Here is a 15,361-nt window from a genome sequence, read left to right on the forward strand (position 1 = left end):
TGAGCCTTCTGGATTAAACACACCGTTTGGTTGAAAAGCAGCGACGTCGTTATCGTCAACATCGGTGATCGTTAGTGTCCCAGAAGTAATTAAGTTGTTGCTCTCTTGGTCAACATTAACATCCTCAGTCACTTCACCAGTGTCTGAATCACCTTCACCTACGGTTATATCAGATGGGTCATCGGCACCGTTAATAGTGATGATCACCTCACTCGTAGTACCGTCACTTGCTGTCACAGTATAAACTTCAGTAACGAACTCATCGTCATCCAAGTACTGAACGTCATCGTTGTTAACTACGTAAGTCCAAGCACCATCAGGGTCGATGCTCAATACACCTAGCTGTGATTCGTTTGTTGAACCTACGAGGTTAAACTCACCGTCAGCTGAAAAAGTAGGAGTGTCGCTGTCTACATCTGTAATCACAATCTGACCGGATGTCACTAATTGATTGGTGATTTCATCTACATCAATGTCCTCAGTCACACTGCCCGAGTCATCAGTAGCCACAGCTACATCATCAGTACCAATTATCGTTACTGTAATGACTTGTTCGCCTCCATCGGAGGTTTGTACTGTCGTCGAGTCTTGAATTTGCTCACCATCCGCAAGCTCATCATAAGGACTGTTGGCCACGAAGGTCCAAGTACCATCTTCGTTTACAACAAAAGTACCGAGATCATTATCCCCAGCGACCTCTTTAACAATAAAGGTAACGTCTGGGTCTTCACTCGTTAAAGCGCCCCCAGTTTCAATAGGTTCATCCTGCTCAAACTCAATAACATTAGTTTCACCTGAAATAAGCGCAAAGGCGATAATATCAAAAAGAGCAAGACTTTGAGTTTCCGACAGACCTTGAGACTCAAACCCGTCAGTTTCAAAATTTGTGGCAGCTTGAGTTTCAGCCCCAGTACGTTCAATCCTACCGCTGTTGGTCAAACTAGAACCTTCCTCACCAGCGGCAGTATCAAACTCATCTCCTAGTTCCGTTGGATCAAATCCCTCTTCAATAGCACGCTGAACCTGAGCGATCGCGTCATCAGTATCTAGCAGATTTTGTTGGCCCTGGTTATCTACAAAACGTGCAGAAACACTTGGTAAACTCTCTTCACTAGTATCAAAACTGATAATTACGTCGCTAGCGGCTGGTTGTTCGCCCGGAGACAAACGTCTAACCTGGCCTTGAGCGTCGAGCACTACACTCCCGCTAGCAAGACCTAGTATATTTAGGTTGATATTTCCCATATCCATATTCCCACTTCTGCCCAGAACACGCCAAACGCGGATTCAATCCCACTCTGCGCTGTGGCTATTTCCTACAATAAATTTAGTAGTGGTACTATTGATAATCAACTCACTAAAGTAGTTCAGATAAAGCACTTTGAAAATTAGTCAATAGCAATAGCGACTTACATTCAAAAAAAAAAACCAACAAACTTAGCAATTTCTAGCAGATGTCCTAAGCTTCGTTTAATACCCTTCTCAATTAAGTAGTTAAACGCTAGTTGGGAGGAGGCGGGAGCTTTTAAAAGTAGAAGGAGACCTACTTTGAGACTGTTTAAATTACCCATCATCTGTTGCTTAGCTATTGCAACCCCACTCTCTGCTCAGACTTTAGAACAGGCTGTTGCCATTACCTTGGCGACGAATCCTGAGATAAAAAGTATTTTTAATGAGTTTGTGAGTGTACAAAAACGAAACGATGCCGCAGGTGGTGCTTATAGGCCGAGTATCGACCTTGATGCTGGTATTGGTTACGAAGGCATAAACCCTGCACCAAATAACGGCCCCGATACGGATCTAACACGAAAGGAAGCGACGATTTCCCTCACTCAATTGCTGTGGGATGGTTCCGCGACGCTGAACGACATTGATCGTACCGCCGCAGAAGCAGAGTCGGTACGTTTGCAATTGATCGCGGATGCCGAAGACAAAGCGCTGGAGGTAACACAAATCTATCTAGATGCAGTGAAAGCCACTGAAGTGCTGGCACTGTCAGAAAGTAATCTTTCAATACACAAGAAAATCTATAAAGACATAAAGAAACGAGCGAATTCAGGCATAGGTTCGACAGCTGATGTATCGCAGGTAGAAGCTAGGATTGCGAAGGCTCATGGTAATTTGTTGGCCGCACAGAATAATTTGATCGATACCCACACCCAGTTTAGACGAGTGGTGGGTCAAGAACCCCTAGGCTTAATTTACCCAAGAGCCGATATTTCTAAAATTCCTTTGTCGTTAACTGACGCCATTGTTGATGCATTAGACCAACACCCAGTGATCAAAGTTGCAAACGCAGATGTCGATTCAGCCCACTTCCAATACAAACAATCAAAGGGCGTGAACTACCCTACCTTCTCCATCGAGGCTTCTCAGTCGTGGCGTGATGATGCAGGTGGCGATGAAGGCTCAAGTCAAGAGACCCTCGCGATGCTACGCATGCGATATAACCTCTACAACGGTGGTACCGATAGTGCTAATTCAGAAGCTGCAGCTTACCAACTCAATAAAGCAAAAGATCTAAGAGATCGTGCTTATCGACAAGTTGAAGAAGGCCTTCGCCTCTCTTGGAGTGCATTGGATCTGACGTTGCAACAAAAGAACTTCTTGTCTGATCACGTGGATTCGGCGTCAGAAACCGTTATCGCTTATGAGAAACAATATCGAATCGGTAAACGTACGCTACTGGATCTGCTTAACACTGAAAACGAATTGTTTGAAGCCCGCAAAGATTACTTAGATGCGCATTACTCTGAACAGTACGCTAAATACCGTGTAATGAACGCGACAGGCTCTCTATTGAACGCTCTACTGGTCGACATTCCAGACGAGTGGACAACGGCAGTGGAGTATTAATGATGAAAATACCTTACTTATTACTTCCCGTGTTAACGATGACTTTATTTGCCTGTTCAAACCAGCAGGAAGAGGCTTATATCGAGACACCTGAAGCAGAACAGATTGCAGACCTGCAAGACGATGATAGAGATGGTGTGGTGAACGCTCGTGATATCTGTCCAGGTACGCCTGAGACATCACAAGTCGACAATGATGGTTGTGGAGAAACGATTCTTGCGGAAGAAGTCAGACAACTAAAAATACTCTTTGCTCATGACTCATTTGAAGTGAACCCGATCTTCTCAGACCAGATCAGCACGATGGCAGAGTTTCTTGAAACCTACAAAAGTGCCTCGATTGAAATACAAGGCTATGCGAGTAAAGTGGGTTCTAACGAGTACAACTTAGACCTATCAAAAAAACGAGCAAACAATGTTCAAGACGAGTTACTGTCGAATGGTATCGAACCAGAGCGAGTGCGAATTATCGGCTATGGTGAAGAGCGCCTAGAAAGCGATGGCGACGACCCTACTTCACACGCATTGAACCGTAAGGTAACAGCAACGGTTGTCGGGCTGAATGAGCAGATCGTCGAGGAGTGGACCATATTTACCACGCTAGAAAAATAACATGACACTGTCACTCTGGTCATCCAAAACGATCCGCAATTCATGCCGATCAAAATAATGAGTTGAATCTAGGAGTTTTAGATCATCAATAACTAACCAAACTAAAAATACTAGCAGTTAGGATCAATAAAGCCGAGATAGGAAACCCTATCACGGCTTTTTTGTTCTTTGCTGTCACATGAATCGGGGAGGATGATTCTGTGACTCGTCTTGCTACTCAGAAGTTAGCTTGTTAATCAGTGAATAGGCTCGCCGTTAAACGAGCCTACCCGCTGATTATAGTTTTACTTCTTGTTGCTTTGCTGTTTTCGGTAAAGAAACGCTTAGCAGGAAGTAACCTAGAATTGCAGCTGTTGTAGATCCCATCAGGATGCCTAGTCGAGCTAGTGTGTCAAACTCTACATTCGTTGGGCCAAATGCTAGTGATGAAATAAAGATAGACATTGTAAAACCAATACCACACAGGACAGATACTGCGAAGATGTTCATAAAGTTCACACCTTCAGGGAGCTTAGCAACACCCAATTTCACCGCACCCCAGCTGAATGCAAAGATACCAAGAGGCTTACCAATCAATAGACCCATAGCGATACCAAGCGGTAGCATACCTGTTAGGCTTGAGATTGAGATACCTTCCAATGAAATACCTGCGTTTGCAAAAGCAAAGACTGGCAAGATTGCAAAAGCGACGTATGGGTGCAGAGCATGTTCTAGATGCTTCAGCGGAGAATGTTCACCTTTATTGCCTTTCAGTGGGATAGCAAAACCAATCACTACACCAGCCAGCGTTGCATGAACACCAGACTTCAATACTGCAAACCACAGAATTGCACCAACAATGAGATACACACTCAGCTTAGTTACATGCTTGTTGTTTAGCATGAACAGCACACCAGTTGCGATGAAACCAACCGTTAACGCAAGCGTTGATAGGTCGCCTGAGTAGAACAGTGCAATGATAACAACAACGCCAAGGTCATCGATAATTGCTAAAGCCAATAGGAACACCTTCAAGCTAACCGGTACACGGTTACCAAGAAGCGCCATGATACCTAATGCGAATGCAATATCAGTTGCCGCTGGGATAGCCCAACCTTGAAGCGCTTCTGGGTTACTTGAGTTAAATAGCACGTAAATAAGTGCCGGAGCTAGCATACCGCCAACGGCTGCGATAGCTGGGAAGATTGCTGTCTCTTTAGACTTTAATGCGCCTTCTAAAAGTTCGCGCTTAACTTCTAAGCCGATTAGAAGGAAGAAGACAGCCATTAAGCCATCGTTAATCCAGTGAGACACAGACATACCAAGAACGTAACTATGCAATACGCCTTGGTACATTTCGTTCAGTGGTGAGTTTGCTACAAACATTGCGATCGCCGCAGCGATGACTAGTATGATGCCGCCAGCAGATTCCATTTTAAAGAAGTCACGGATGACGTCGGTCATGATTTCGCCCTTATATTTATTATTTAAATAAACGAATAACAAAGAATAACCATGAGTTTATATCCAAGCGTAATCGATAAATAATCACTTCTTCGGATGTTTAACTTCGGTTTTTCCTACAAATACTAAACAATACGTCGTATATTCCATAATGTTGTTATGCACCATGAATTAAGTATAGATGAGATCATCGAACCTGTATGCACAATTCATTGGGGGACGCTAAAAGGCGCAGGCATAAAAAAAGGCTATCAAATTATAGCCTTAGGTGTTTTTTAGTAGCCAGTTAACTGCATAAAGCCTGTCGCTTCATGGCTCCCGCTCGCCTTAATCGGCCCTTCCCAATATGGTATGACAAATGGAAGCCACATATCCCTGCGTATAATACGCGTTGTGAGGTTGATATCGTGCTTAGGGACGTTAATGATCCACTGCAAAGGCATCCGTCTTCCATTCATCAACGTTGTATTTTGCAATGGTTGAATGGAAATGTCGGATTCCGTTAATTGGTAAACTTTGCCTGAGCGCGTTGCTAATGTCCCGAATATGTAAGGCAACTGTTGGTTATGACGATAGCGGTTAATGCTCAGCGCTGTGCCGTCATCGAGGTTAAATACAAACCAATCCCAACCTTGTTGGCCCACTCCAAGTAAGCCACTGCCCCACTCTTTATGTACCCACGCAGTTCCTTCCACTTCCTTGGTAACGCCGTCTAGGTTCAACACACCGCTCAACGATAAAAATGGAGCGCTGAAGTTATAAGACGCGACAGGTAATAAGTCGTGCTTTTTCTGATAACCGTTATCGCCGTTGAGCACATAGGGCCCTTTTGCAATGGTGTCGAGTTCTAGTCCAAACGTATCAGTTTGCACTTGAAGGCGCCCGGGGAATGGGGTGTTGCCGAGTGCACGCCAGTTCCAGTTATCAATCCAAAGTCTGAATGGACGATTAGTCATTCCCGCTTGGCCAATACCGCCACGAGCCATGCGCTGTTCTTTCCATACTTTGGACTTAGAAGAGGCCACCACATTTGAGATATAGACTTGAGGGCTTTGCCACCCCGGTGTTTCACGTTCGTCCGTTGCGATACGAAAAAAACTCCACTGAACCGAATAGTCTTTACCATCATCACCTTTCAAAGATGCAAAGTAATGCCACCACTCGTGCTGAAACTCTGGGTGGAACTTAAAATCTTGTGGTAGCGAAACATTACGGTCTGGCAAAACAGGTTCGAACACATTGAAGTGTTCATTAACCAATATTGAGTTAACTTCATTCACGCCCTTTTCACCAGGATCGATGAAATAGGAGTAATAACCCCAAACACTTAAAAAGATGCCGAAGAAACTGATTAATAGCAGAGAAGACAGGATTCGTTTTCTTAACTTATTTGAGGTATTCCGTAAAAACATACTAAAGCGCATCCCTCAGTGACTTCATCGGAGTGTTCCGAATCATTCTCATCACTGGTAAAGCACCAGCTAGCATCAATGCTGCCATGGCCCATGCAAATGTCTGCAAATAGTCCCAAGGAATCACTTGTAACTCAAGTGACCACCCAAAAGACTGCTTTATCACGATATCAACAATTAGGCTCGCTAGCGCTAATCCGAGCGGAATCGCAATTAAGGAGGAAATAAGCCCAAACACAAACAACTGCAAACTACCTGTCAGGATCAGTTCTTTCGCCGAGACACCCAAACAGCGCTGCAAGGAAATATGCCTTTGGCGAGACACTTCTCCCGCAACCGTCGCAAAGAAAATACCGAAGACGGCGATAACCAAGGTGATGTTACCTAATGTATCTGCAATCGCGAACGTCCTATCGAACACCCGCATTGCTTGACTGTGAATATTGTTGTTATCGAAAACGCGCTCGGAGCCAAGCCTGAATACGCTTTCTAATCGGCTGCGAAGCCCTAATGAATTCACATCGTCTTTGAGTATTACCCCAAGGCCGACATTACCCCGCCCTGCAAACCCATACAGCCAGTTTCGATGCGACATCATGACTTGATGGTAAGGGTTACCATAATCGTAATAAACACCGACAACCTGCCAACCAGAGCCGAGACTGTCATAGAGGTCAATGTAGTCGCCAGGGCGAATCCCCAGCTTGAGAGACATCGATTCACTGATCAACACACCTTTAGAGTGATGTAAGTGATACCAGTAATTCGGAATACCTAATTTGATCGTCAGCGCTTCTAGCTCACCTTCAGAAGGACCCGTACTGATCACCTGAATGCTACCAACTGGAGACGCCACATCTTTCTCCCAACGCCACCAAACCGAATCCACTTCAGGTTGGTCGGATAACCAATTACTCATACGAGCAGCGGCATTGTTGGTTGGGTAGATATACAGATCGGCAGCCAAACGCTGTGTTAGCCATTTATCAGTGGTATCTCTAAAGCTACCGACCATGGTTTCTACACCAATATTGGCTGTTAAGGCCAACATAAACGCCATCGTCGCCACGCCACGGTAACTCATACTGGAAGCAGCATCAGCAAAGAACCAGCGAGCGCGAACCCAACGCAAAGAATAAGAGAGGCTGTTAAATAACTTCCACATCAAAAACGGGGTAAATAGCGCCACACTGATCAGCATTAGCGCGATAATCGCAAAACCCGTTTCTTGAGTCTGAGGGGCTTGATACACAGCAACAGCAGCAACCAAGAAGCCACAGCCAATCAACGCTTGCCAAGTGAACTCGGTACCCGCAAAACGCATCAAAGACAAACGAGAAGACAGACGAATCGGTTGAGACTTAAGTAAACGAACCAGTGGCCACGCACACGCTAAGAAAGCACCAATCAATGCCATCAGTAAGCTGTAACCACTCCAACGCCAATTCCAGTCGATCGTTAAGCCGACGTTAGCGTCGTATAAATCGCCCAAGCTTGAAGATACGGCAGGTAACAATTGGTTTGCTAGCATCACGCCAAATACATTGCCGCAGATCCAGCTCAGTAAAACCAATAGCAGTAACTCTAAACAGAGCGCTTTAGTCAGTTGCCAACCAGACACACCCGTTTGTCTTAAAATCCCGACTAACGGTTGACGCTGAATAAAAGAAAGCGACATTGCTTGATAGAAAATGAACAAGCCAACCACAAACGACAGCATACCCATCGCTTTTAGGTTTAAGTGGAACGCACTGGTCAGCGACTCAAGCTCTGCCTTAGAGCTACGAGAGATCGTTAAACCATTAGGTAACATATTTTTAAGACGTTCAAACTTCTCAGTGGGCATGTCTGAACAAGCAATCACTGAAAGCCCAGCACTGCGTTTAAGCATTCGGAGCAAGGAGATATCCGCAATCAACCTTGTACCATTAATCATATTATTTTGATCAACAACCACAGGACCAAGTTCAGAACCATCCATCAAAGGGATGTAATCACCGTTGTGCCATTCCATGTGTTCAGCAAGATCATCACTGACAAGGATTGGATATGGTGGCTTCATGAGGTTCAAAGCGGTGAGATCTTTTAACGCTATACCAGGTTGTAGCTGAAGCATAGAAACAGGATCTATACCGACAACCATGAAGTTTGCGCCATTTTCATCAGTGATACGATGGTGATCAAGAGGAGAACACTGTTGAAAACCTTCACGGCGAAGTTGGATATAAAAGCCTTGCGGGATTTTATTGGCGTTGTGTTTTGGTCGAATACGGTAAGGAAGAGGATTCGAAAAGAGTTTTTCGCCATGCGCATAGCTTTGCTTGGCGTGTTGGTTGATAGCAGTAACACCAACCAAAAGTGATACGCCGAGGGTTAAACCAAGCCATACCAAAATAATCTGCAGTGGGTAACGTCGATAGTGACCGAGTAGTGCCTTAACTACGGGCCATAACATGCAGTTGCCCTCCTTGTAGACGGATCCTACCATCCATATGCAGAGCTACTTTTTCACTGTGTGTTACCAACAGCAACGTACATTCTAATTGACGAGCCAAAGAGGTCAGCAAACGCATTACCGCTTCTGCATTACGCTCATCTAAACTACCGGTCGGCTCATCGGCCAGCAATATTTTTGGTTCCATATACAGCGCACGCGCAATGGCCGCACGTTGTTGTTGGCCACCAGACGCTTCTTCAGGGTAACGGCCAAGTAAAGGCATAAGATCTAAAGCAGAGAGAATCTGTCTCCAGAGACCTTTGTCTTCAGGTAAGCCTTTTAACTGGCGGCAAAAACGGATGTTATCGGCAATATTTAACGTTGGCAGTAAGTTGAATTGCTGAAAAATATGGCCAATGTTGTTTCTGCGATAAGCGGTGCGGTCACGCTCGGTTGAGTCGTGCATATTGAAGTGAGGAAAAGCGATTTCACCTGAGTCCGCTAGGTCTAAGCCCGCGATAAGATTCAGTAAAGTACTTTTACCTGAACCGCTTTCTCCCATTAATGCCAGCTGGTCACCTTGGTTTAATGTTAATTCAGCACCTTGCAAAACAGGGTGAAACTCCCCCCCATCGACATAGCCTTTACATAGGTCTGACAGCTTTAACATTAAACAGCTCGCATTAGTTAGAATTTGGAAGGAGAATCTACACTAATTCCCTGTTAGGAGGAAGTATTTTGAAAGATAGATCACACGCCAACGATAAAGTGATGCGATTGGTGCGCCCTACTTCAACTTCCTATCAAGTTTTTAATCCATTTTCTTGTTTTCATGCGATAGAGCGACCCGCCCCACTTGAGGACTTCTTCCGTTAGGAAAAGCAGATATACCCACTCAGGTGGAAACTTAAAATAGATAGCCGCGATGGCTGCCAATGGGATACCGATCACCCACTGAGCAATCAAATCTTGATAGAGGCAGAACTTCACATCACCACCCGCTCTCAACACCCCAACGATCACAGTCAATGGCACCGAGCGAATGACAATACCCACACAGAGGATCAGAATGAACTTCTCTGAGAGGGCTCTGGTTTCTTCCGTCAGTGCGCTAAAGGCATTAAGTATTGGCGTTTGAACGAAATAGAGAAAAACGGCTACAACAATACTAGTTAAGAAACACAAAATTGTTAAGCCAAGCGCTTGATAGTAAACCGCTTCATTGTTTTTCGCACCAAGTTGATTACCCACCAAAACAGCTGCCGCATTCGAAAGGCCAATCAATAAACTCAATGAGATAGATTCAACCGGCGTCATGACCGATAGCGCAGCCAGACCTTGAACGCCCGATTGCCCCATGATCGCGTGGTAAGCAAACAAACCACCCGCCCATGCTAAGAAGTTAAACGTGGTCGGCAGAGACAGCTTCAAGAAGCGAACCACCTTATCAATCGAAGCTGCCGCTTTAATATCGCAAAACTTAAATGCTAATAAATGCTTAGAGAAATAGAGATAACCAAACAAAGTCGCGACTTCAATCGCGCCACTCAGTACCGTCGCAATCGCCGCACCTTTGATTCCAAGCGCAGGAAAGCCTAAGTTACCGAAGATCAGCACCCAGTTTAAGAACACGTTAGACAGGATGCCGATACCGCTGAAAAATGTACTTAGCCCGGGTTTGTGCATCGCTCTCAAACCCACAGCCATACTGCTGACACACGATACCGCTAGCATGCTAAATGACGTAATTACGATGTATTCAACGCCTAAGTTGATGACCTCTTGAGAGTCGGTCGTCACGCCCATGATTTGTGCAGGAAATGAAACGAAAAACGCGATAGTAAGTAAAGCAAACAGTGTCGACACCAGCCACGTCAGCGCAGTGCTTTCTCTCACACCTTGTCTGTTACCCGCGCCCCAATATTGAGCAGTAAGAAGAGCACCGCCCGTGGTAACACCCACCAGCATAATGGTCGTCACGAACATCGCTCGGCTCGCCACCCCCACAGCTGCGATGTCTGCTTCGCCAAGTTGGCCCAACATCAATACATCCACCAAGCCTCGGCTTGAAAACATAATGCTCTGCAAGGTGATGGGCAGTGCAATCGCAATAAGCCTGCGAACAAAATCACCTCGTGTGTGATGAATAATTGAAGAGAGCAACATAGAGAGATACCTAAACGGAACGTATTGATGAATAAAGATAAATATCGCGCTATTATATCAATGTTCGGTTTTTAACCACAGATATAAATGGAGTAACAATGAAGAAAGTACTGGTTTTAGGGGCTTCTGGATATGTTGGTTCGCAACTCCTCCCTCTCCTGCTTGAGCAAGGCTATCAAGTCACGGCAGCAGCAAGGCATATCGACTATTTAAAGGCACGGACCGAGCCTCACGAAAGCTTATCGCTTGAGTATCTTGATCTGGCCGATCAAGCTGCGACACAAGCCTTAGTCCCCGACTTTGATCTTATCTTCTTTCTCGTCCATGGCATGGCAGAAGGCCACGACTTTATCGATTATGAGCTGAACTTAGCCCGTAACTTTGTTTCTGCTCTTGGGCCAAAGAATCAACACGTCATCTACCTGAGTTCTTTACAGCCTCAGACTGGTGATTCAGAGCACCTTCAAGCGAGAAAGAAAACCGGCGAATTGCTTCGTAAAGGGCCTGTACCCGTTACCGAACTTCAAGCTGGCGTGATCATTGGCCCAGGATCTGCGGCATTCGAGATCATGCGAGATTTCGTGTACAACTTGCCGATTATGATTGCGCCAAAATGGGTTGACTCTAAAGCCAACCCGATTGCTTTGCAGAACCTGAACCACTATTTACTAAAACTCGCACAAGACACGCCTAGCGAAAGCCAAACCTTTGAGGTTGGCGGGCCGGATATTGTCTCTTACCGAAACCAATTTGCTCATATTGCTAAAACCGCCGATCGTCCACTCAAACTATGGGCGACATCGCTACTGACACCAAAGATTGCTTCATATTGGTTAGGTGTGGTGACTTCTGTACCGTCTAACATAGGTAGAGCACTACTTGCAGGCTTAAAGCACGACTTCATCGCCAGTTCGACCATCATTAGAGAAAAGTACCCTCAGAAGCTTATCTCGTTCGAAAATATGGTTGAACAAGCCATTCACGCTGAAGGAAACTTTGTCAAAAGCAATGTATGGGGCTTTGATAAAACCGCATTCAAACGCTGGCAAGCTGGGTATGGCTATTACCCGAAGAAAACAGGCGCAAGTATCACCTCAAGCGCTTCATTGGAATCGCTTTGGCATGTTGCTCAGCAAATCGGAAGCCCGAAGCAAGGTTACTTCTTTGCTAACACTTTATGGCGCACACGCGAATGGTTGGATGTTCTTTTCGGTGGCGGTGTACCGGTTCGACAAATGCCAGAAGGGCCCAACCTAAAAGTCGGTGACAAAATCGATTCATGGAAGGTCATTCGCTGTGAAGAGAATCAGTTTTTATCCCTGCTTTTCGGTATGAAAGGCCCCGGTTTAGGGCGACTCGAGATTACCGTCTCTGACCACGGTGACTCTCGCGAGCTGAACATTTCAGCGTGGTGGCACCCTAAAGGCTTTCTAGGGTTACTGTATTGGTTTGCTATGATGCCAGCCCACCTGTTTATTTTTAAAGGCATGGTGAAGGCAATTGAGAAGCAGGCTAAAGAACAGGATTAAAAGCAGATGCGAGATTCGGGTAACGGGATGCGAAAAGACTTAACAGCAAATTAGCGACACGCGCTATGAGAGACAAAAAAGAGCGGATAATTCCGCTCTTCGTATCTCTCATCTCGAATCCGCTATTAGCCGATAACGCTAATTGGGATCTCAGCCAGTTGCTTGCCTTGGTTAGCAGGGTAAACGATGTATTCACCGTGATACTTCACCGCAGACTTATAGTCCGTTACTTTGTGAAGCATGAAGCCCGCTTCCATCGCCGCTTGGATGAACTCAGCATGGTTGCCACGAACAAACCAGTTCATTGGCTTAACCATCAACTCCCCGTCGAAAGAGTCGTCACACTGTTTACCGCATAAAGCAAAAGAGTGCTCGCCATCGGTGAAGAATTGAATCTTGCCGCCAGTCGTTAGCTCGTCTTCACTCGATACGCTCCAACCCATCTCGTACATTTTGTCCATGAACGCTTCAACATCACTGTCTTTTAGCGTTTTAGGCTCTTCGCCTTCAGGGAAAAAACGTCCGTAAAACGCAGAAATACGTTTAAAGGTAAAAGTTAAATCAGAGTTGTTGCCTTTTGAGCGACCCTGTTTCTGCCAGCGAACTAAGTCAGGCACAATCACGCGATCATAAGCTTGAGATTTAATCGCTTTTGTTACCCAACGAACAAGATAAAGGTTGTTCGCGATAGGTGCGTCGATCGCTTTACCAGACTTATGCAGAGCATACAGCTCGCCCAGCGCATCGTTCACTAACTTCTGAATTTCAATATAGTATTTTGACATTATGCCTTCTTTCCTAATGTCCAATATAGTAATGCTGACAGTATTGCACATGCTGCCATCATCATAGCCATTGGCCCTGCAGTGTCACTTGGTAGCATAGCAACAATTGCCCCCACTACAGAACCAGTACCAAATCTTAATGTGCCTGCAAGCGAAGAAGCTGTGCCGGCCATATTCGGGTATCCGCTTAAAAGCAGTGCCATTGAGTTACTACCAATGGTAGACAGTGTGCCGATAAACAGCATCACGAATGGCACAATACCCCACAAACCGATATCTAACATCCAACCAACTAACAGACCTAAGCCTGCAAACAGTTGAATGGTTAAGCCGACTCTGAGCATAGCGTGAGAGCCCACTTTCTTAACGATTCGACCGTTGATGCTCGTCATCAAGATCATAGCAACAATATTCAAGCCGAACAGGTAGCCAAACAGATCAGGGCGAACGCCATAGATATCGATGTAAACGAATGAACCTGCCGTTAAGAACGCAAACATCCCTGAAAATGAGAATGCACCAGAGAAAATCAGGCCCATCGCCGTTGGGTTCTTACACAGTCGAGCATAGTTACGAATCGTTGTTTTAAAGCGCAATGGTTGTCGGTTTTCTGCAGGAAGCGTTTCTGGGATCTTCATCGATACCGCCAGAATCACGATCACCGCAAAAATAGCCAGAACCCAGAAAATTGAACGCCAACCGAACCACAACGCTAAGTAACCGCCAATCATCGGAGCAACCAATGGCGCAACTGTCATCACCAAAGTAACGAAAGACATGGTTCTTGCGAAATCTTCACGATCGAACATATCTCTTACCACCGCTTGGATGATAACGGCCGCCGCAGCACCAGCAAAACCTTGAGCGGTACGGATGTAAGTCAGCGCTTCAATGCCATGAGTTGTCGCACTCACCATAGAAGCGATAGCAAACAAGAACACACCAATAAGCAGTACAGGCTTGCGACCATAGCTATCCGCCAACGGGCCATGCAGCAACTGCCCCAGCGCGAAACCTGCGGTATAGGCTGTTAGCGTGATTTGTACCTCACCCGCCGTCACACCAAGATCTTTAGCAATGGTCGGCATCGCTGGCAGATACATATCAATGGCTAGCGGAGTAAGTGCACCAATCGCACCTAGAATCAAAAACAGCACTAAGCCTAATTGAGGTGTTTCTAGTTGGGAGCTTTGGCTCTGTGAGGTCGATGTTTGCATGGTTCTCCGAATGTTCAACTGATAGAGCTAGGGACTAGCGTGAGTACGCGAGTCAAAGATTGGCTGAGACTTTCCTAGTACCAGTCAACATCATCAGCCGACGCTATCCATGGTCGGCTTTACAACGAAAGGGCTATTTCCAGCAAAAGTGGTCTCTTGTTAAGAACAATTTCTTGTTAAGAGCAACTTCTAGCTAAGGACTACTTCCAGATTGAATCGACTTCTTCTTGCGTTAGGTAACGGTATTCACCTAACTCTAAAGATTCGTCCATCTCAATTTCGCCAATACGTTCACGGTGTAGTGCTTCTACCTTGTTACCAAGAGCAGCAAACATACGTTTAACTTGGTGGTATTTGCCTTCGTGAATCGTTAGCAGCACTTCACGCTCTGCACGAACTTCTAGGTGTGCAGGAAGTGTTAGGCCATCTTCGCTCTTAAGCTGGATGCCCTCTTTGAATTTTTCAACGTAATCGTCTTCAACAGGTTCAACCAACCACACACGGTACGTCTTCTCGCACTTGTGCTTTGGCGAAGTGATACGGTGAGACCACTTACCATCGTCGGTAATCAATACAAGACCTGTTGTATCAATATCTAGACGACCAGCAAAGTGCAGCTTGTCCATTTTGATTTCATCAAGTAATTCAAACGCGATACGATTTGCGCCATCTTCATGCGAACAAACAAAGCCTTCTGGCTTATAAAGCATGATGTAACGTGGGCCGTGAACATTCAGTTCATTGCCTTGCCATTCCACAACGCACTCTTCAGTTACCTTGAGTGAGCCGCTTTTTTGAATGACATCATTTACTGTCACTGCCTTGGATTTTAATAAGTGTGTTGCTTCTCTTCGAGTGACGCCTAATGCATCGCACAGAAATTTATCTAAACGCATGAATACCTC

Annotated in this window: 12 protein-coding genes; 3 read left to right on the forward strand and 9 right to left on the reverse strand. The window is 45.5% G+C overall.

Going from position 1 to position 15,361, the window contains the following annotated elements:
* On the reverse strand, positions 1 to 1,245 hold a 1,245-nt coding region (locus tag AB4517_RS10260; RefSeq protein WP_372148301.1), incomplete at its 3' end, for a VCBS domain-containing protein.
* A 303-nt stretch (positions 1,246 to 1,548) separates the two neighbouring features.
* Here AB4517_RS10260 and AB4517_RS10265 point away from each other — a divergent pair.
* Both AB4517_RS10265 and AB4517_RS10270 read left to right on the forward strand, forming a co-directional pair.
* Positions 1,549 to 2,856, forward strand: coding sequence for a TolC family outer membrane protein (locus AB4517_RS10265; RefSeq protein WP_372122355.1), 1,308 nt, complete (start codon positions 1,549 to 1,551; stop codon positions 2,854 to 2,856).
* On the forward strand, positions 2,856 to 3,467 hold the full coding sequence (locus tag AB4517_RS10270) for an OmpA family protein (protein ID WP_372116998.1): 612 nt from the start codon (positions 2,856 to 2,858) through the stop codon (positions 3,465 to 3,467). Before AB4517_RS10265 ends, AB4517_RS10270 begins: the two co-directional genes overlap by 1 nt.
* A 276-nt stretch (positions 3,468 to 3,743) precedes the next feature.
* Here AB4517_RS10270 and nhaA read toward each other — a convergent pair whose 3' ends face one another.
* From nhaA to AB4517_RS10295, 5 genes are all read right to left on the reverse strand, one after another.
* On the reverse strand, positions 3,744 to 4,910 hold the full coding sequence (nhaA, locus tag AB4517_RS10275; RefSeq protein WP_010441484.1) for a Na+/H+ antiporter NhaA: 1,167 nt from the start codon (positions 4,908 to 4,910) through the stop codon (positions 3,744 to 3,746).
* 275 nt (positions 4,911 to 5,185) lie between these two features.
* Positions 5,186 to 6,334 carry a lipocalin-like domain-containing protein gene (locus AB4517_RS10280; protein ID WP_102320606.1) on the reverse strand — a complete coding sequence of 383 codons (1,149 nt, stop codon included), beginning with the start codon at positions 6,332 to 6,334 and terminating at the stop codon, positions 5,186 to 5,188.
* Positions 6,324 to 8,777 carry an ABC transporter permease gene (locus tag AB4517_RS10285; RefSeq protein WP_372148302.1) on the reverse strand — a complete coding sequence of 818 codons (2,454 nt, stop codon included), beginning with the start codon at positions 8,775 to 8,777 and terminating at the stop codon, positions 6,324 to 6,326. The genes AB4517_RS10280 and AB4517_RS10285 overlap by 11 nt, the downstream gene beginning before the upstream one ends.
* The gene (locus AB4517_RS10290; protein ID WP_017060385.1) at positions 8,758 to 9,429 is read right to left on the reverse strand and encodes an ABC transporter ATP-binding protein; all 672 of its coding nucleotides are present in this window, start codon (positions 9,427 to 9,429) and stop codon (positions 8,758 to 8,760) included. Before AB4517_RS10290 ends, AB4517_RS10285 begins: the two co-directional genes overlap by 20 nt.
* Positions 9,430 to 9,551: 122 nt before the next feature.
* On the reverse strand, positions 9,552 to 10,925 hold the full coding sequence (locus AB4517_RS10295) for an MATE family efflux transporter (RefSeq protein WP_017060384.1): 1,374 nt from the start codon (positions 10,923 to 10,925) through the stop codon (positions 9,552 to 9,554).
* Between the two features lie 98 nt (positions 10,926 to 11,023).
* Here AB4517_RS10295 and AB4517_RS10300 point away from each other — a divergent pair, with 98 nt between their 5' ends.
* Positions 11,024 to 12,454 (forward strand): DUF2867 domain-containing protein, encoded by a 1,431-nt coding sequence (locus AB4517_RS10300; protein WP_017065397.1) that lies wholly within the window; start codon positions 11,024 to 11,026, stop codon positions 12,452 to 12,454.
* Between the two features lie 125 nt (positions 12,455 to 12,579).
* On the opposite strand, the gene AB4517_RS10305 is transcribed toward AB4517_RS10300, so the two are convergent.
* The 3 genes from AB4517_RS10305 to rsuA all read right to left on the reverse strand — a co-directional run bounded on the left by AB4517_RS10305 (position 12,580) and on the right by rsuA (position 15,352).
* A complete protein-coding gene (locus tag AB4517_RS10305; RefSeq protein ID WP_372148303.1) occupies positions 12,580 to 13,239 on the reverse strand; it encodes a DUF2913 family protein in 660 nt (219 codons plus the stop codon).
* Complete coding sequence (locus tag AB4517_RS10310) at positions 13,239 to 14,456, reverse strand: Bcr/CflA family multidrug efflux MFS transporter (protein ID WP_017060381.1); 1,218 nt, start codon at positions 14,454 to 14,456, stop codon at positions 13,239 to 13,241. The genes AB4517_RS10305 and AB4517_RS10310 overlap by 1 nt, the downstream gene beginning before the upstream one ends.
* A 200-nt stretch (positions 14,457 to 14,656) precedes the next feature.
* A complete protein-coding gene (gene rsuA, locus AB4517_RS10315) occupies positions 14,657 to 15,352 on the reverse strand; it encodes a 16S rRNA pseudouridine(516) synthase RsuA (protein ID WP_017060380.1) in 696 nt (231 codons plus the stop codon).
* Positions 15,353 to 15,361: the final 9 nt, after the last annotated feature.

The sequence above is a fragment of the Vibrio sp. 10N.222.52.C3 genome, assembly GCF_041474195.1.
Taxonomy (GTDB): Bacteria; Pseudomonadota; Gammaproteobacteria; order Enterobacterales; family Vibrionaceae; genus Vibrio; species Vibrio crassostreae_C.